This is a genomic window from Streptomyces sp. NPDC002125, assembly GCF_053593715.1.
Window position 1 is genome coordinate 39,050 of sequence record NZ_JBSFDD010000014.1, and the last position, 16,199, is coordinate 55,248.

Here is a 16,199-nt window from a genome sequence, read left to right on the forward strand (position 1 = left end):
CGCGGCAGGGAAGAATGCGCGGGGTGATCGTCGACTGCGGAATTTACCGGGACGGGCGCAGGACCGAGGGTCCCGCCGACTTCTCCGATGCCCTCGACGAGGCACGTGCGAGCGGGGACGCGTTCCTCTGGATCGGGCTGCACGAGCCGACGGAGAAGGAGTTCGACCTCGTCACCAGCGAGTTCTCCCTGCACCCGCTGGCGGTCGAGGACGCGCTGCGCGCCCATCAGCGGCCCAAGCTGGAGATCTACGACGACTCGCTGTTCGTGGTGATCAAGCCGGTGGTCTACGAGCAGAAGAGCGACACCGTGAGCGCCGGTGAGCTGATGCTCTTCATAGGGGATTCGTTCGTGGTGACGGTGCGGCACGGCGAGGGCGCGCCTCTCGCGGCGGTGCGCCGGCGTCTGGAGGCCGAGCCGGAGGTCCTGAGGCACGGGCCCACATCGGTGCTCTACGCGGTCAGCGACGCGGTGGTGGACCACTACATCGAGGTCGCGGCGGAGCTCCAGATCGACCTGGAGGAGCTGGAGGCCCAGGTGTTCGCCCCGACCGGCACGGGGGACTCCTCGAACACGGCCGCGAGCATCTACACCTTCAAGCGGCAGGTGCTCGAATTCCGCCGGGCGACCAACCCGCTGGGCGCCCCGATGGCGCGGCTGTCGAGTCCGGGCGTGCCCTTCGTCGACTCCGGCTCGCAGCCCTTCTTCCGCGACGTGAACGACCACCTGACCCGCGCCGTCGAGCATGTGGAAGGGCTCGACCGGCTGCTCTCGGACATCCTGTCGGCGCATCTGGCGCAGGTGGGCGTGCGGCAGAACGACGACATGCGGAAGATCTCGGCGTGGGCCGCCATGGCCGCCGTACCGACGATGGTGGCCGGGATCTACGGCATGAACTTCGAGCACATGCCGGAGCTCGGCTACGTGTGGACGTACCCGACGGTGATCGCGCTGATGGGCTTCGCGGTCTTCGGCCTGCACCGTCTGTTCAAGCGCCGGGGCTGGCTGTAGCCCGCTTCCCCGCCCGGCCTCAGGCGTACTCGGTCTCCGGTACGGCCGGGCCGCCCAGCGCGTTCACCAGGGCGGGCTGTTCGAGGCTCACCATGCGCCGCCAGCCCACCAGGCGCTCGTAGGCGTACATCGCGTGGATGCCCGCCGCCAGCACGGCTCCCTTGGCGCGGGGCCAGTGCAGCAGCTCGCCCATGTGGCTCATGACGGCGAGGCTGACATCGCGGTACACGCGGATCTCGGCGTGGGCGCACTCGCGCAGCACGGACTGGATGGTCCGGCCGTGCCCGGCCCTGGCGAAGCGCAGAAGCTCCTCGTGGCAGTACGCGAGGTGGTTGTCCTCGTCCCGCGAGATCATCCGCACGGCGCGGCCGATGGAGGGGTGGTCGGCGAAGTACTTGAGCAGGAGCCGCATCTGCTCGGACGCCCGCTGTTCGGTGACCCGGCTGTGGGAGAGGTAGACGATGATGTCGCGCTCGGTGAGCGGTGTGTCGCCGCCGAGCCGTTCGTGGGCGAGACCGATGCCCTGGCGCTCCAGCAGGAGGGTGTAGTCCGTCTCGTACGGCACCGCGACGGGTTCGAGTCCTCGCTGCTTCAGCAGGGCGTTGAAGATCCGGCCGTGCTTGTCCTCGTCGGCACCGTGCCGGGCGACCTTGGGTGCCAGCCCGCGCAGCCCGGCGGGGACGAGGGCGGCGATGCGCCCGTTCTCCCAGCCACCCTGCGACTCCCCGCCTGCCGCGATCGAGCAGAAGAGCCGGAACGACTCGTCGTTGTCGAGGATCTCCTGGAACAGACTCTTTGCCGAAAGCATCACTGCCACCTTTCGCACCGGTGTCCGCAGAGGCACAGTCAAATTCGGTACGCGCCGGTAGGCAACACGAGCGGGGCCGGGCGGGTACGAACGGGCGCCGCGCGGCGCCCGGACCTGCTCCGGCGCCCCGGCAGAGGTACGGGCCGTAACCGGGAGGGGGCCGGGCGCGTTGTTCCGTACGACGGCCGTGGCGGGGAGGACCCCCGAGCCCCCACCACGGCCGTAGTGCTGCGCCCGGCGCTACCGCTTCGCGGGGGTCACGAGGCCGGTGCGGTTCGTGCGGCTCACGCGGCCAGGCCGGAGCGCTCCAGGGCCTCGGTGCCCGCGCGCAGGGCCGCGATCCGCTCGTCGAGCGTGAAGCCGGCCGGGGCGAGGGTCAGGGTGGTGACACCGGCCGCCGCGTAGGCCCGCATCCGGTCGGCGATGCGGTCCACCGAGCCGAGCAGCGTGGTCTTGTCGATGAGCTCGTGCGGTACGGCCGCCGCCGCGCCGGTCTTGTCCCCCGACAGGTACTTGTCCTGGATCTCGGCGGCTTCCTTCTCGTAGCCCATGCGCTGGGCGAGCTGGTTGTAGAAGTTCTGCTTGCGGCTGCCCATGCCGCCGACGTACAGGGCGGTGTAGGGGCGGAACATGTCGGCCAGGCCGTTGATGTCGTCGCCGATGGCCAGCGGGACGGTCGGACAGACGTCGAAGCCCTCCATCGTCTTCCCCGCCTTCTCGCGTCCGGCCCGCAGGTGCCGCACCGCGGTCTCCTCGATGTGCTCGGCGGCCGGGAAGATCAGCAGGGCGCCGTCGGCGATCTCACCGGTCTGCTCGAGGTTCTTCGGTCCGATGGCGGCGATGTAGAGCGGGATGTGCTCGCGCTGCGGGTGGACGGTCAGCTTGATGGGCTTGCCGGGGCCGTCGGGCAGGGGCAGCGTCCAGTGCTCGCCCTCGTAGGACAGCCGCTCACGGGACATCGCCTTGCGCACGATCTCGACGTACTCACGGGTGCGGGCCAGCGGCTTGTCGAACTTGACGCCGTACCAGCCCTCGGAGACCTGCGGCCCCGAGACACCCAGGCCGAGACGGAACCGGCCCCCGGAGATGGAGTCGAGGGTGGCCGCGGTCATCGCCGTCATGGCGGGCTGGCGGGCCGGGATCTGCATGATGGCGGAGCCCACGTCGATGGACTCGGTCTGGGCGGCGACCCAGGCGAGGACCGTCGGCACATCCGAGCCGTAGGCCTCGGCCGCCCAGCAGACGTCGTAGCCGAGCCGGTCGGCCTCCTGGGCGACGGCGAGGTTGTCGCCGTCCATGCCCGCACCCCAGTAACCGAGATTGATGCCGAGCCGCATACCCACACTCCCTCTACTGATCAGTAACGTTCTGTGTCCCGGACTCTAGCGCGGGTGGCCGGAATCCGGCAGGCTCGCCCGGGTGCGGCCCGTTGTCCACAGGCTTCCACCCTGTGGGGCCCTGGCCAGTAATCTCAGCGCCCATGGAGCAGAGGCATCTCGGCCGTACCGGCCTTCGCGTGTCCCGGATCGGGCTGGGCACCCTCACCTGGGGCCGGGACACCGACGAACACGACGCCGCCGACCAGCTGAAGGCCTTCTGGGACGTGGGCGGCACTCTCGTCGACACCGCCGACGTCTACGGCGGCGGGGAGGCCGAGTACCTCCTGGGGCGGCTTCTGGACAATCTGGTGCCGCGTCAGGATCTGGTCATCGCGACCAAGGCGGGCAGCGTGCCCGATCCGTACCGCCGCTCCGACGGATCGCGCGGGCATCTGCTCGCGGCGCTCGACGCGTCGCTGCGGCGGCTCGGGACGGATTACGTCGATCTGTGGCAGATCCACGCCTTCGACCCGGTGACCCCTCTGGAGGAGACCCTTCAGGCACTGGACCTGGCGGTGTCGTCGGGGCGCGTCCGCTATGCCGGGGTGTCCGGCTTCAGCGGCTGGCAGCTGGCCAAGGCCGCGACCTGGCAGCTCGCCGCGCCCGGGCAGCGCACGAGGCTCGCGTGCACGCAGATGGAGTACTCGCTGTTGCAGCGGGGCGTCGAGCGGGAGGTGCTGCCCGCGGCGCTGGACCTCGGCGTGGGCCTGCTGCCGTCGTCCCCGCTCGGCCGCGGGGTGCTGACCGGCAAGTACCGCACGGGTACACCGTCCGGCTCGCGCGGCGCGTCGGAGCAGCTGGCCCCGTTCGTCGAGCCGTATCTCGACGAGCCCGCGGGCAGGATCGTGGACGCGGTGGCCACGGCCGCCGACGGCCTCGCCACGACGCCCCTCCAGGTGGCGCTCGCCTGGGTGCGGGACCGGCCGGGGGTGGTGGCTCCGGTGGTCGGCGCGCGCAACGCGCAGCAGCTGACCGAGGCGTTGTCGGTGGAGGCGCTTAGTCTTCCTGACGAGATCTGCCAGGCGCTCGACGATGTGTCGGCGCCCGTGCACCGCTATCCCGACCAGGACTGGAGCACGCTGTGACTGCGCATCCCCGGGGAGAGACCCCGGACCCCGCGGCCGAGAACGACGAGGACCGCGAGGACGCGGGCACCGGGGCCGCCGGCACGCCCGGCGCGGCGGACGCGGCCGGTGCGCCGGACCCGGACCCGGCCGGCGCGTCCGAGGCCGCCGACGAGGCGGGCGCGGCGGCGCCGGAGGAGTCGGAAGAGCCGGAGGGGGCCGCGGGGGCCGAGGAGACCGACGGGAGCACAGCGGGCACGCAGGACGCGGAGCAGGCTCCCGGGGCGGCCGGGCTGTCGGAGGCCGAGGCCGAGCTGGCCGCACAGCGCGAGCTGCGCCGGCGCATCGAGCAGCGCAAGGCCGAGAAGGACGGGCCCATCGAGGCCGGCACGAAGCTGAGCGGCCCGGCCGCCGATCTGCTCGCGGCCGTACGGGCCGTGGAGAGCGGGGAGAAGTCCGGCGCCGCCTTCTTCGACTCTCCCGCGTCCGCGCCCGCGCCCCGCCGCGCGGCTCCCACGCCCGCGCCCGCGCGTCCGCCCCACGCCCCGGAGCGGCCCGCCGCGCGGGTGGCCTCTCCCGAGGCGGCGGCATCGGTCGCCTCGGTGCTCGCCGGGGGTGGGGCTCCCGGGGCCCTGGCGGGCCCGGCCGCCGAGACGCTGGGCGAGCAGGCCGCGGACCTCCTGCGACAGGACCCCTGGCAGCTGCTGTCCGTGCCGGGTGTACGGCCGGAACAGGCGGACGGCTTCGCGCGGGCGCTGCTGGGTGCGGAGTGCGGCCCCGACGACGAGCGGCGCACGGCGGCTCTCGTGGCCTGGCTGCTGGAGCGGGCCGCGCTGCGCGGTCACACCGCGCTGGACGCGGACGCGGTGCGCGAGGGCCTGGCCGGGTTCGCGGTGACCGATCCCGGGGCGGCCGTCGAGAACGCCGTCGCGGAAGGGGTCGTGCTGGTCTTCCAGGAGGGCGTCGACGCCACCGGGGAGCCGGAAGCCGCGGAGGAGACCGCCGAGCACCCCGAGGACGCCGAGGACGGGGCAGGGGGCGACGAGGAGCCGGTGCAGGTGCTGCTCGGCCTCGACCGTTACGCCCTGGCCGAGGAGAGCCTCGCCGACGGCCTGGCCCGGCTGGTCAACTCCTGCGAGAAGGGCGCCGACTGGACCGACGCGGCCGCCGCCGCCCCCTCGCCCTCGGCGGCCGAGCTGATCCGGACGGCTGCCAGCGCGGGACTCGTCGTCCACAGCGGCGGTGAGAGCGCCCGGGCCGAGCCCGCCGCCCTGATCGCCGCGGCGCACGGACTCGGTCTGCGGGCCCTCGGCACCACGCACAGCGCCGACGGGCTGCGCCGGCTGGCGGACGCCGTCGGCGATCCCCGGTCCGCCGCCACCCTGTCCGGCCTGCTCTCCGGCGAGAGCGGGCACGGCCGGGACGCGGACGGCGCGTTCGCGCTCGACCTGCTGGTCGTGCTGGACGCCCCGCAGCTCGACGTGGAGACGGCCGCGATGCTGGTGGAGTCCCTCGCGGACGGGACCCGGCTGGTGCTGAGCGGTGATCCCGGGGTGCTCGGATCCGCCGGTGCGGGGCGGGTGTTCGCGGACGTGATCGCGGCGAAGGCCTGCCCTCACGTGGTCTCGCGCACGCCCGATCCCGGACCGATCGGCGAACTGGTCTCGGGCATCGGCATCGGCGAGCTGGCCCAGGTCGAGGCGCCGGGCAGGGAAGTGGTGATCGTGCCCGTGCGCGACGCGGGGGAGGCGGTCCACCGCACGGTCCAGCTGGTGGCCGACTCGGTGCCGCGCGCCATCGGCGTGCCCTCGGCCGACACCCAGGTGATCACCGTCGGCCACGGCGGCTCGGCGGGCACGAGGGCGCTGAACACCGCGCTCAAGCAGCGGCTCAATCCGGGGCCCGGCCGGTTCGGCGGCTTCGACCCCGGGGACCGCGTGGTCCACGTACCCGAGCCGGGCAGGGTGGTGCCCGGCTCGGTGGTCTCGGCCGACGCCGAGGGCCTCCACCTGGACTGCGGTGGCACCCCCGTCGTCGTACCGCCGGGCCGCGTGGAGTCCGCCGTACGCCACAGCTGGGCGCTCAGCGCCCATCAGGCCGCCGGGATGCGCTGGCCCGCCGCCGTCGTCGTCCTGCCGGGCGACGCGGCTCAGGGGCTCAGCAGGCCCTGGGTGTACACCGCGTTCAGCCGTGGGGAACGGCACCTGTCCGTGGTGCACGGCGTGGACCAGGCCCTGCCGCACGCGGTGGCCGAGGTCCCGGCCCAGGAGCGCACGACCCGGCTGCGCCCCCTGCTGGAGGCGCTGCCGACGCCGGACGCCTCGTAGCGGTCAGGGACGGCCCGGGAGGATGCCGGGCCGTTCCTGCTGGTCGCCGTCCAGATCGTCCTCCTCGTCGAAGACGGCGCTGACGTCGAAGCGGCAGACCACCAGTGCGGGGTCGGCGTCGTCGAAGGGCGCCCCGAGCCACTCCCCGGGCTCGGGAAGGTCCTCCAGGGCGGAGACCCAGAGGGTGGAATCGCCCTCCTCCAGGCCGAACTCCTTGTGCCGGGAAGCGATTTCGTCCGCCTCGTACTCGCCGAACAGCACCCCGATCGCGGCGTGCACCCCGGCGCCCGCGACCGGGACCTGGGTGCCGTCCTGGGCGTCCGGGTCGAGGTCGGCGAGGCGTTGTGCCTGGGCGATCAGCCGCTCCGGCTCGGCGACCGCGTAGTCGCGCCTGAGCAGCACGGTGAGGGCGTGCGGCTCCTCCGGGCCCGCGTAGGGCGGGAGGGAGTCCTCGGCGCCCGGGATCTCGAAGGGGGTGACCTCGTCGTAACGGTCGTAGAGCAGTTCGTCGTAGACCTCGGCCGCGGCGGCCAGTGCGTTGAACGCGTCGTAGACGGCGGGATCGTCGTCCCCTGTACGGCGTTCGACGGCCTCGAGGTGGCGGTCGAGCGCGGTTTTGACTGCATCGGCGGCGGCGCGTACCTCGGCAGCGGTGGGCTGCGCAGCATCAGACATGGGACAGACGCTATCCGTACCGGGGGTCTGCCCGCACAATAGATGCGATGCCGGAATACGAATTTATCGACGTGTACGTGCCGCGCGGGGTGTCCCGCAAGGAGGCGGCCCGACTGCTGACCGACCATGCCGAGTACGGACACTGGGAGTTGGACCGGCTGACGCTGCGCCTCGACGGCAGCCGCCGGGTGCGGCTGCGCCGCCGCATCATCCGCCAGCTCCGGGCCACCTGGTAGCACGAAGCGGGTTCCGCGTGCGCGGAACCCGCTCGTCGCACCCGGTCGCGATGCCGTTACGCGGCGCTGCGCGACCGTCGGTACAGGACCGTGCCCGCGCCGGCGAGCAGCATGCCCGCGCTCGCCGGGATCAGCAGGCCTAGCCCGCCTGCACCGGTCTGCGCGAGTTGCTCTCCCGCCACGAGCTGGGTCTCGGGAGCATGGGGGGATGCCGGTGTGACCGGGGTCTCCGGGGTGTGCGGCGTCTGCGGGACGACGGGGGGTGGGGCCGCCTCGTTGTCGTTCTCGCAGTCGTTGCCGAAGACCGGGTTGAGCAGTCCGACGACGGAGACGCTGTTGCCGCAGACGTTGACCGGGATCTCCACCGGCGCCTGCACCTGGTTGCCGGAGAGGATGCCGGGCGAACCGGTCGTCTCCGCCTGTGCCGACGTGCTGGGGGCCCGGTGCCTGCCGGTTCCCTCACCGCCGTCGCGTCCGCCCTGGTGGCCGGTCGCCTGGCTGCCGGAGTGGTGCCCCGCGGAGCCGCCGTCCGAGGTGGACGTGTGGCCGGAGCCCGAGGAGCCGTTTCCGCACTCGTTCCCGCTCGCGGGATTGAGCAGACCGCCGACGTCCACGGAGTTGCCGCAGACGTTGACGGGGACATCGACCGGGATCTGGATCGAGTTCCCCGAGAGCACTCCCGGTGAGTTCGACGCGCCTGAGGACGCTCCCGCGTCGGCGTGTGCGTAGCCACCACCGAGCGCGAGCACTCCGCCCGCCGCTGCCATGGTGATCAGGCCTTTACGTGTGACCTGTCGCATAGGTTGCTTTCCTGCCTTCTGGCCTACCGAAATGCCCCGGGCACAGCCGTGCGCGGGGCCGAATGCCCAGCGGCCCCGGAGTGCATGGCGCGCACTCCGGGGCCGACCGGACTCAAACCCTCACGGGTTGACGCGCATCGTCACGCGTTGACGCAGGTGTTGCCGAAGGCGGGGTTCAGCAGCCCGATCACGGAAATGGTGTTGCCGCACACGTTCACCGGAACGTGGACCGGAACCTGGACGACGTTGCCCGAGAGCACGCCGGGGCTGCCGATGGCGGCACCCTGGGCACCGGCGTCGGCGGAAGCCATACCCGCACCCGCGAGCACGAGACCACCGGTAGCAGCCGCGATTGCGACGACCTTCTTGATCATTATTCCTCCTGTGTTGACAAGTGCGGTCCCAGCCGCGGACCGCATCACGTGTAACGAGGAGGGGGTGAGGGGGCTACGAGCGGACGATCTCTTTCACCCTTTCCGGTGAGGCACGTACAGGCGGGCGAATCCGGTGGCGCGGCGGCGTCAGGAGTGATCGATGAACCGGTCGAGCACCCGTGCGCCGAAGGTCAGGCCCTCCACCGGAACCCGCTCGTCCACTCCGTGGAACATGCCGGCGAAGTCCAGCTCCGGCGGGAGCTTCAGCGGGGCGAAGCCGAAGCAGCGGATGCCGAGGTCGTCGAAGGACTTCGCGTCGGTGCCGCCGGAGAGCATGTAGGGCACCGCACGCGCGATCGGGTCCTCGGCCTTCAGCGCGAGCTGCATGGCGTCGACGAGGGAACCGTCGAAGCTGGTCTCCAGGGCCTTGTCGCCGTGGACGTCCTCGCGCTTCACCTTCGGGCCGAGGATGCGGTCGAGGTCGGCCAGGAACTCGTCCTCGAAGCCGGGCAGGAAGCGGCCGTCGACGTGGGCGGTGGCCTGCCCGGGGATCACGTTGACCTTGTAGCCGGCGCCGAGCATGGTGGGCGCCGCGGAGTTGCGCAGGGTCGCGCCGATCATCTTGGCGATCCCGCCGAGCTTGGCGAGCGTCGCCTCCATGTCCTCGGGGTCGAGCTCGGTGCCGAGCGCGTCGGAGAGCTCGTCGAGGAAGGACCGTACGGTCTTGGTCACCCTGACCGGCCACTTGTGGCGCCCCAGCCGCCCGACGGCCTCGCAGAGCTCGGTGATCGCGTTGTCGGTGTTGGTCATCGAGCCGTGCCCGGCGGTGCCGTCCACGGTGAGCCGCATCCAGTGCATGCCCTTCTCCGCGGTCTCCACCAGGTAGAGGCGCAGGTTCTCGTTGACGGTGAAGGAGAAGCCGCCGACCTCGCCGATCGCCTCGGTCACGCCGTCGAAGAGGTCCCTGTGGTTGTCGACGAGGTGGCGCGCCCCGTACGTGCCGCCCGCCTCCTCGTCGGCGAGGAAGGCCAGGACGATGTCGCGCGGGGGCTTGCGGCCGGTGCGCATCCGGTCGCGTACGACCGCGAGGGTCATCGCGTCCATGTCCTTCATGTCGACCGCGCCGCGGCCCCAGACGCAGCCGTCCACGATCTCCCCGGAGAAGGGGTCGTGGGTCCAGTCCGCCGCGTTGGCGGGCACGACGTCGGTGTGCCCGTGGATCAGCAGCGCGGGCCTGGAGGGGTCCTCGCCCTCGATCCTGGCCACGGTCGAGGCGCGGCCCTTGTGGGACTCGAAGATCTTCGGTTCCAGACCGACCTCGGCGAGCTTCTCGGCGATGTACTCGGCTGCGGCACGCTCCCCCGGGCCGGAGTGGTCGCCGTAGTTGCTGGTGTCGATACGGATCAGGTCACGACAGAGGTCCACGACCTCACTCTCGGCGGACTTGCCGATGCCGGCCGGGGCCGTGTTGCTCTCGCTCACGCTGCTTCCTTCCACTGTCGCGGTGGTTCTCCCCCTCATCCTCCCGCGCCCGCCCCGCACACCCAAGGCCGCCCGGCCACCGTCATGCGCCTTTCACATGCCCGGGGGCGTGATCGAGCACCCCCGAATGTTTGCTATGGTTTTCCACGTCGGAACGGGCACCGCCCGCAAGACACACACCCGGTCCGGGTGGCGGAATGGCAGACGCGCTAGCTTGAGGTGCTAGTGCCCTTTATCGGGCGTGGGGGTTCAAGTCCCCCCTCGGACACAGCGGAAAACCCCCAGGTCACCTGGGGGTTTTCGCGTTTCCGGGGACCCTCGGCCGGCCAGGCGTTCCACCGGCCCGCCGGCAGGGGGAGCACCGATGGGCGATCATCGCGACGCCGCCGGCCCCGGTGACGATCCGGGCGGCCGGGCCGTCGGGACCGTGCCGGCCAGGAGGCCGGCGGCGCTGTGGACGATCGCGCACGCGGCCGGGCGCACCGGGCCGAGCAGCAGCCCGGTCCGCGCGGCGACCGGCCCCTGCCCGGTGACCCGCGTCCCGCCGACGGGCCGGGGACGAATGGCAGGACATCGCCCGCACACGCGCGTTTCCGGGCAGAATTTTCCGCCGACTTGACGGAGATGCACACCATCTGCGGAGTTTCATCCTGCACATTTCCAATTCCAAGCGGAATTCAGTGATCCACTTTCATCGTCATTTTTCGATCTTGCGCATATGCCCCTGCCCCATTACGCTCCCCCTGTTTCGATCATCAACCCCGGGGGGGGACCATGGGATCTATACGTTTCAAAAAGGCGAGAGACGGAAAGGGAACAGTCGCGCGCAGACTGCTCGCTCCGCTGGCAGCCGTCGCCATCGTCGCGGCGGGCACCCTGTCCACCGCGACACCCGCGCAGGCGTACTCGCACAACTGCGGCAAGTTCTACGGGATCGGCGAAGGCGGAGCTATTTCGTACCGCTATTACAGCATCACGTCCACCTACCAGACGGCATTCGGAAACGCACAGGGCCGGTGGGACGCGACCTCTCCGAATTCTCCGGGTTACTTCAGCAAACAGCAGAGCAACGGCGACCCGATGCTGGAAGTCCGGGACGGTTCCTACACCTGGGACGCCTGGGCGCGTACATCCTGGCAGGGCTGCATCTTCGGAAACTGGTCGTACAACGAGGTGTACGTGGCGTTCAATTCCCGGACCATGAAGAACCTGACCGCCCGCCAGAAGAAGATGGTCGCGGAGCACGAGATCGGTCACACCTACGGGCTCGGCCACACCTCGCTCACCTGCTCCTCCGGACCGTCCCTCATGCGGCAGGGGTCCGGAAAGTTCGGCTGTAGCGGAGACGGCCCGTGGTCCGACGACATCCGGGGCGCCCGAGCGAAGTACACCCCGTGATGTCCGACAGAGAACGTGAGCGATTCCCGAGCATGGGTGGGCAGATGAAGAAGAAGATGGCTCTGGCCGCGCTGGCGGCCACCGTGGCACTGTGCGTGACCTCCTGCTCCGCCGGCGGCAGCAGCGAGGAGGGACTGATGCAGGGGGACGCGGACTACGAGGTCTACTCCAGCGTCGAGGACCTCACCACCGCCTCGCAGGCCGCGTACCACGTGAAGATCGGCCAGGAGGTCGGCCGGGAGTGCGACGACGGGGGCGACTCCGTGGGGGACGGCGGAGAGCCCTCTCCGGCGCCGGAGGAGGACTCGGACCCCGAGGACGCCTCCCCCGCGCCGAGCGTCAGTCCGGCGCCGTCCGGAATCGCGGGCGGCGAAGCGGAGTACGCGGACTGCCTTCCGATGGTCTTCTACAAGGCCGACATCGTGACCGAGATCTATCAGGGCGGCATCACGGCCTTCGGGGAGGACCCCGTATCCCTGGGCGAGATCATCATCGGAAACGTCGACACCAGCAAGATCGACCTGGAAGGGGCCTCGCCCCTGAAGACCGGCAGTTATGTCGTCATTTACGGCGACAGCCTCACTCCCGCCGAACACCCGGGAATCCAGAGCATCGCCGAGGACATCTGGACCCCGACCGGAGGCGATCAGGGAATTCTGGATTCGGACGCGGGCGGTACGACGGTGACGGCGCGCTCCTCCCAGATCACCTCGCTGACGAATTCCTCCGCCGCGCAGAGGGCGGCGAAGTCGGGTCCGCTCACGACTTCCGTGGAATCGCTGAAGGACGTCGCCAAAAGCGTCGAAGCACCGTAGTCGAACCACAGGTAAAACAAACCCCCGGGCGCGGGCTCGCGCCTGGGGGTTTCCGCCTTCTCCCGTGCCCATTCCTCGATGCGCGGGAACGTCACGGAGTGCGCCGGGAACATACGCGTTCATTGCGCCCCGTCGATGCGCGGGGCCGATTTCCTCGGGGCCACGGGGCGGTCGTCGGGGCGGGTGGGTGCTGCCAACCGGCGTGCCGAACGTGAGGGCGACGACCGGGACGGTGAGTCCCGGCCAGAGGTGCGGGTGCCGCACGGGCGCTCCGGGCTCGGGGGTGCGTCCGGAGCGCCCCTACCCCTGGCCCGCCCCCGCGCCGTGGGCCGGAAGCAGCCGCGGGACCGCCTGGACGTACACGACCATGCCGATCACCTCGACGAGGGTCTGGGTGACCACGACGACCGCGGCGACGGCCAGGGAGTCGGGCAGGGCCAGGGCGAGGGGGAGGACGACGAGGGAGTTGCGGGTCGCGCCGGTGAACACGACGGCCCGCCCGTCGGGGGCGTCGAGGCGGAAGAGACGGGCGACGGCACGCCCCGCGAAGGCCATCACGAGCAGGAACAGGACGTAGAACGGGACGACCCGGCCCACGTCGGCCAGGCTGTCGCCGAGCTTGGGGATCTGGGAGGCCACCACGGTCAGAAGGGTGGCGGCCATCAGCGGGACCATCGTGGTGCCCATCGCGTCAGCCGCCTTGCGCCCGGCGGTGCGGCGGGCGGCCCACGCCTGGGTGAGCCAGGCCAGGGCGAGCGGGATGACGATCAGGAGCAGAAACGCTTCGAGGAACGGGCCGGGTTCCACGACGTCGGCCAGGCCGGAGCCCATGAACAGGAACAGATAGAGCGGCAGCAGGATCATCTGGGCCAGCAGGAGCAGCGGGGTCGCGGCCAGGAGCCGCCGGCTGCTGCCGCCGGCCAGCCCGCTGAAGACGATGACGTAGTCGACGCACGGGGCCAGCAGGACCAGCAGCACGCCCAGGCGGACGGCCTGGTCGGCGGGGAGGAAGGGGAACATGGCCGCCACCAGAAGCGGCACCGCCACGAAGTTGACCACCAGGGCCGCGGTCAGGAACCGGCCCGCGCGCAGCGAGCGGAGCAGGTCGGCCGCGGGCACCTGCAGGAACGTGACGTAGAGCAGCACGGCGAGCACCGGGCTGATGGCGTGCTCCAGGCCCGGACCGGCGCCGGGAGCCACCTGCCCGCCCAGGCCACCGACCGCCAGGGCACCGACGTAGACGGCGACCTGATGGCGCTCCATGGCTTCGACCGGGCCGGATGACTGCGGCAACGTACGTGCTCCTCGCGCGGGACGGGCGACCGGGCCGCGGGGGTGCGGGCCGGAGGTGGTGGACGGCTACGGGCCGGGCGAGCGGACCCGCTGTGCCGTGGAATCGCGGAGCGCCGCCGGGACGCCGCCGCGTCCGGCGGGCCGGGAGCTCCGCTCATCCCCCGACCGTAGACCGTCGCCCCGACTCGACGGTCGGCCCGGGCCTCCGCCCGTGCCCGACACCCGCCGGGGCCTCGAACCCCAGTCACCCCGGTGGCCGGCCCCGGCGGGCTCCGGGGCCGGGAGCCGGTGCCGGAGCGCGCCGGTACCGGCCTCAAGGGTTCCCGGGGGTCCCGAAGTCCGGGGTGCCGTCCGCGCGCCAGCCGAACGGCTGGACGTGCGTATGGCGGTTGGGGTCGTCCAGCGGGTCGCCCGTGATCTCCTCGTACGGCCTGGCGTGGTAGACCAGCACGTCCGTGCGGCCGTCGTCGCCGACGGTGAAGGAGTTGTGGCCCGGGCCGTACTGCCCGGTCGCCGCGCTGCTCGCGAAGACCGGTTCCGGGGACTTGGTCCAGGACGCCGGGTCCATCAGGTCGCTCCCCTCGTCCGCGGTGAGAAGGCCCATGCAGTAGTTCGCGTCGGTGGCGCTCGCGGAGTACGTCATGAAGACCCGGCCGTTGCGCCGGACGACCGCGGGGCCCTCGTTGACCGCGAAGCCGACGCGTTCCCAGGCGTATTCGGGCGCGCTGAGGCGGATCTGAGGTCCCTCCAGGGTCCAGGGGTCGGCCATCCGGGAGAGGAAGATCCCGGTGTTGGCGTCCTGCCCGGGCTCCTGCTGGGCCCAGGCGAGGTAGCGCTCGCCCCGGTGCGTGAAGGTGTGGGCGTCCAGCGAGAAGGTGTCCCACGCCGTGGCGATCCGCCCCTTCTCGGTCCAGGTGCCCCTGAGCGGGTCCGGGTGGGTGTTCTCCAGCACCCAGATCCGTATCCTCCACACGTCGTCGGCGGGCGCGGCGGCGAAGTGGACGTACCAGGCGCCGTCGGCGTGGTGGAGCTCCGGGGCCCAGATGTGGGCTCCCATGTCACCGATGGCGTGCCTGGTCCAGATGACCGATTCCCCGGCCGTGGCCAGTCCGTTCAGGGTCCGGGAGGACCGCAGGACGATCCGGTCGTACGAGGGGACGCTCGCCGTGAAGTAGTAACGGCCGTCCGTGTGCCGGGTGATGTGCGGGTCGGCGCGCCGCTCGGCCAGCGGGTCGCGGAAGGACGGCCGGTCCCCGGGCGCGGGTCGGGGACTCATCGGACCGCGCGGGGCGCGAGCAGCCCCTGGTCGCGGAGTCCGGCGAGGACGAGGGCGGCGTACTCACCGGCACCGCGTACCGAGGTGTGGGTGTTGTCGCGCTTCTCGTCGTAGAGGTAGAGCGCCTTCGACCCCTCGGGGCCGAGCTCCTCGACCCGGGCCTTCGTCAGGGCGGTGAGGTCGACGAGCGGGGTGTCCTGTTCGACGGCGAGGGCGCGCATCTCGGCGGGCAGATCCACTCCCAGGCCGTTGACGAGCAGGGCGGTGCCGTTGTCGAGCGTGCCGTCGGTGTTGAACCAGCGGCGGACGATCGGCGTGACGAGCACGGGCCGCCCGCCCTCGGCGCGTACGTCCTCGATCATCGCGGTGAGGTTGGCCCGGTAGGTCTCGCGGTCGGTCTGCTTGTCGTTGTGGGCGAGCTGGACGAGGACCAGGTCGCCGCGGTGGATGCGGGAGCGCAGCGCGGGGAAGAGGACGGGCTTGTCGCGGAAGGACTGCGAACCCTCCCCGGAGGCGGCGTAGTTGGCGACCGTCACACGGTCGGTGAGGTACTGCGGGAGCTGCTGGCCCCAGCCGGTGTAGGGTTCGCCGGCCTGGTCACAGACGGTGGAGTCGCCCGCCAGGAGGATCTGGGGCGTACGGACGCGCTCGACATGCAGCCCGGCGAGCTGCGGGGTGGTACCCCCGACGACGAGGTCGAGACCGGGGCTGCCGGTGGCCCCGGTGGGCTCGCCCTCCGGGTCGCGGACGTCCACGGTGAAGCTGCGGCGGAGCGTCTCGCCCGGCGCGGTGGGCGTCTCGGCGAGCATGGCTCTGCGGGTCTCGGCGGTCACGGCGGTGGAGCCCGCGACGGAGCCGCCGCCCAGCACGAGCCGGACGCGATAGGTGCCGGGGGCGACGTCGAAGTGGCAGACGACGGGTGCGGCGCCCGCGCAGCCGGCGAGGCCGTTCCCCGCGCCGGGGACGGCTTCCCGCGCGAGGGCGGGTGCGGCGGCGGTGGTGGTCAGGACGGCGACGGCGGCAACGGCGGTGCAGGCGGCCAGCAGGGCTGTTCCGGTTCGGCGCATGACGGGCTCCTCGTCGAAGAACGGATCGGCTGATCGAACGAACGGCTCGGCGAGCCGGTCGTTGAATGGATTCAACGCACCGGAACCCTAGCGGGATCGGCAAGCGCTTTCTACGGTGTGGACGGTTTCGCCCCGCACCCTCGGCACGCTCCGCCGGCCCCCTGCGCGTCGGCCCGGTTTCGCGGACGCGCCCGT

15 protein-coding genes and 1 tRNA gene are annotated in these 16,199 nt (G+C 71.7%); 7 read left to right on the forward strand and 9 right to left on the reverse strand.

Annotated elements, in window-relative coordinates:
• Positions 1-14 precede the first annotated feature (14 nt).
• Entirely contained in the window at positions 15-1,010 is a 996-nt protein-coding gene (locus tag ACWCQM_RS23270) for a magnesium and cobalt transport protein CorA (RefSeq protein WP_450917075.1), read from the forward strand.
• A 19-nt stretch (positions 1,011-1,029) separates the two neighbouring features.
• On the opposite strand, the gene ACWCQM_RS23275 is transcribed toward ACWCQM_RS23270, so the two are convergent.
• Positions 1,030-1,818, reverse strand: coding sequence for a ferritin-like domain-containing protein (locus tag ACWCQM_RS23275; RefSeq protein WP_450917076.1), 789 nt, complete (start codon positions 1,816-1,818; stop codon positions 1,030-1,032).
• 284 nt (positions 1,819-2,102) lie between these two features.
• Entirely contained in the window at positions 2,103-3,155 is a 1,053-nt protein-coding gene (locus ACWCQM_RS23280) for an LLM class F420-dependent oxidoreductase (protein WP_450917077.1), read from the reverse strand.
• Positions 3,156-3,298: 143 nt separating this feature from the next.
• On the opposite strand from ACWCQM_RS23280, the gene ACWCQM_RS23285 reads away from it, so the two are divergent.
• Together ACWCQM_RS23285 and ACWCQM_RS23290 are read left to right on the forward strand one after the other, a co-directional pair.
• Entirely contained in the window at positions 3,299-4,282 is a 984-nt protein-coding gene (locus ACWCQM_RS23285; RefSeq protein WP_450917078.1) for an aldo/keto reductase, read from the forward strand.
• A complete protein-coding gene (locus ACWCQM_RS23290; RefSeq protein WP_450917079.1) occupies positions 4,279-6,588 on the forward strand; it encodes a helix-hairpin-helix domain-containing protein in 2,310 nt (769 codons plus the stop codon). Before ACWCQM_RS23285 ends, ACWCQM_RS23290 begins: the two co-directional genes overlap by 4 nt.
• A 3-nt stretch (positions 6,589-6,591) precedes the next feature.
• Here ACWCQM_RS23290 and ACWCQM_RS23295 read toward each other — a convergent pair whose 3' ends face one another.
• On the reverse strand, positions 6,592-7,263 hold the full coding sequence (locus ACWCQM_RS23295) for a hypothetical protein (RefSeq protein WP_450917080.1): 672 nt from the start codon (positions 7,261-7,263) through the stop codon (positions 6,592-6,594).
• Between the two features lie 47 nt (positions 7,264-7,310).
• Here ACWCQM_RS23295 and ACWCQM_RS23300 point away from each other — a divergent pair, with 47 nt between their 5' ends.
• Complete coding sequence (locus tag ACWCQM_RS23300; RefSeq protein WP_014157168.1) at positions 7,311-7,499, forward strand: DUF5703 family protein; 189 nt, start codon at positions 7,311-7,313, stop codon at positions 7,497-7,499.
• Between the two features lie 56 nt (positions 7,500-7,555).
• Here the strand turns inward: ACWCQM_RS23300 and ACWCQM_RS23305 are convergent, their stop codons facing one another.
• The 3 genes from ACWCQM_RS23305 to ACWCQM_RS23315 all read right to left on the reverse strand — a co-directional run bounded on the left by ACWCQM_RS23305 (position 7,556) and on the right by ACWCQM_RS23315 (position 10,155).
• Positions 7,556-8,299, reverse strand: coding sequence for a chaplin (locus tag ACWCQM_RS23305; protein WP_450917081.1), 744 nt, complete (start codon positions 8,297-8,299; stop codon positions 7,556-7,558).
• Positions 8,300-8,439: 140 nt separating this feature from the next.
• Positions 8,440-8,673, reverse strand: a complete 234-nt coding sequence (chpH, locus tag ACWCQM_RS23310; protein ID WP_014157166.1) for a chaplin ChpH — start codon at positions 8,671-8,673, stop codon at positions 8,440-8,442.
• Positions 8,674-8,820: 147 nt separating this feature from the next.
• The gene (locus ACWCQM_RS23315) at positions 8,821-10,155 is read right to left on the reverse strand and encodes a M20/M25/M40 family metallo-hydrolase (protein ID WP_450917082.1); all 1,335 of its coding nucleotides are present in this window, start codon (positions 10,153-10,155) and stop codon (positions 8,821-8,823) included.
• Positions 10,156-10,338: 183 nt separating this feature from the next.
• On the opposite strand from ACWCQM_RS23315, the gene ACWCQM_RS23320 reads away from it, so the two are divergent.
• From ACWCQM_RS23320 to ACWCQM_RS23330, 3 genes are all read left to right on the forward strand, one after another.
• Positions 10,339-10,423: transfer RNA gene (locus ACWCQM_RS23320), tRNA-Leu, on the forward strand.
• Positions 10,424-10,929: 506 nt separating this feature from the next.
• Positions 10,930-11,553: a hypothetical protein gene (locus ACWCQM_RS23325; RefSeq protein ID WP_450917083.1), complete on the forward strand. Its 624-nt coding sequence runs from the start codon at positions 10,930-10,932 to the stop codon at positions 11,551-11,553.
• Positions 11,554-11,597: 44 nt separating this feature from the next.
• The gene (locus ACWCQM_RS23330; protein ID WP_450917084.1) at positions 11,598-12,368 is read left to right on the forward strand and encodes a hypothetical protein; all 771 of its coding nucleotides are present in this window, start codon (positions 11,598-11,600) and stop codon (positions 12,366-12,368) included.
• Positions 12,369-12,668: 300 nt separating this feature from the next.
• Here the strand turns inward: ACWCQM_RS23330 and ACWCQM_RS23335 are convergent, their stop codons facing one another.
• From ACWCQM_RS23335 to ACWCQM_RS23345, 3 genes are all read right to left on the reverse strand, one after another.
• Positions 12,669-13,631: an arsenic resistance protein gene (locus ACWCQM_RS23335; RefSeq protein WP_450917204.1), complete on the reverse strand. Its 963-nt coding sequence runs from the start codon at positions 13,629-13,631 to the stop codon at positions 12,669-12,671.
• Positions 13,632-13,974: 343 nt separating this feature from the next.
• Positions 13,975-14,937, reverse strand: a complete 963-nt coding sequence (locus ACWCQM_RS23340; RefSeq protein WP_450917085.1) for a glycoside hydrolase family 43 protein — start codon at positions 14,935-14,937, stop codon at positions 13,975-13,977.
• Entirely contained in the window at positions 14,934-16,079 is a 1,146-nt protein-coding gene (locus tag ACWCQM_RS23345) for a rhamnogalacturonan acetylesterase (protein WP_450917086.1), read from the reverse strand. The genes ACWCQM_RS23340 and ACWCQM_RS23345 overlap by 4 nt, the downstream gene beginning before the upstream one ends.
• Positions 16,080-16,199 lie beyond the last annotated feature (120 nt).

Bases quoted from the DNA above. Each gene is read 5' to 3' on its own strand.
- ACWCQM_RS23295 (WP_450917080.1), bottom strand. From the start codon at position 7,263: ATGTCTGATGCTGCGCAGCCCACCGCTGCCGAGGTACGCGCCGCCGCC.
- chpH (WP_014157166.1), bottom strand. From the start codon at position 8,673: ATGATCAAGAAGGTCGTCGCAATCGCGGCTGCTACCGGTGGTCTCGTG.
- ACWCQM_RS23335 (WP_450917204.1), bottom strand. From the start codon at position 13,631: ATGGAGCGCCATCAGGTCGCCGTCTACGTCGGTGCCCTGGCGGTCGGT.
- ACWCQM_RS23340 (WP_450917085.1), bottom strand. From the start codon at position 14,937: ATGAGTCCCCGACCCGCGCCCGGGGACCGGCCGTCCTTCCGCGACCCG.
- ACWCQM_RS23330 (WP_450917084.1), top strand. From the start codon at position 11,598: ATGAAGAAGAAGATGGCTCTGGCCGCGCTGGCGGCCACCGTGGCACTG.
- ACWCQM_RS23275 (WP_450917076.1), bottom strand. From the start codon at position 1,818: ATGCTTTCGGCAAAGAGTCTGTTCCAGGAGATCCTCGACAACGACGAG.
- ACWCQM_RS23280 (WP_450917077.1), bottom strand. From the start codon at position 3,155: ATGCGGCTCGGCATCAATCTCGGTTACTGGGGTGCGGGCATGGACGGC.
- ACWCQM_RS23300 (WP_014157168.1), top strand. From the start codon at position 7,311: ATGCCGGAATACGAATTTATCGACGTGTACGTGCCGCGCGGGGTGTCC.
- ACWCQM_RS23285 (WP_450917078.1), top strand. From the start codon at position 3,299: ATGGAGCAGAGGCATCTCGGCCGTACCGGCCTTCGCGTGTCCCGGATC.
- ACWCQM_RS23270 (WP_450917075.1), top strand. From the start codon at position 15: ATGCGCGGGGTGATCGTCGACTGCGGAATTTACCGGGACGGGCGCAGG.
- ACWCQM_RS23325 (WP_450917083.1), top strand. From the start codon at position 10,930: ATGGGATCTATACGTTTCAAAAAGGCGAGAGACGGAAAGGGAACAGTC.
- ACWCQM_RS23305 (WP_450917081.1), bottom strand. From the start codon at position 8,299: ATGCGACAGGTCACACGTAAAGGCCTGATCACCATGGCAGCGGCGGGC.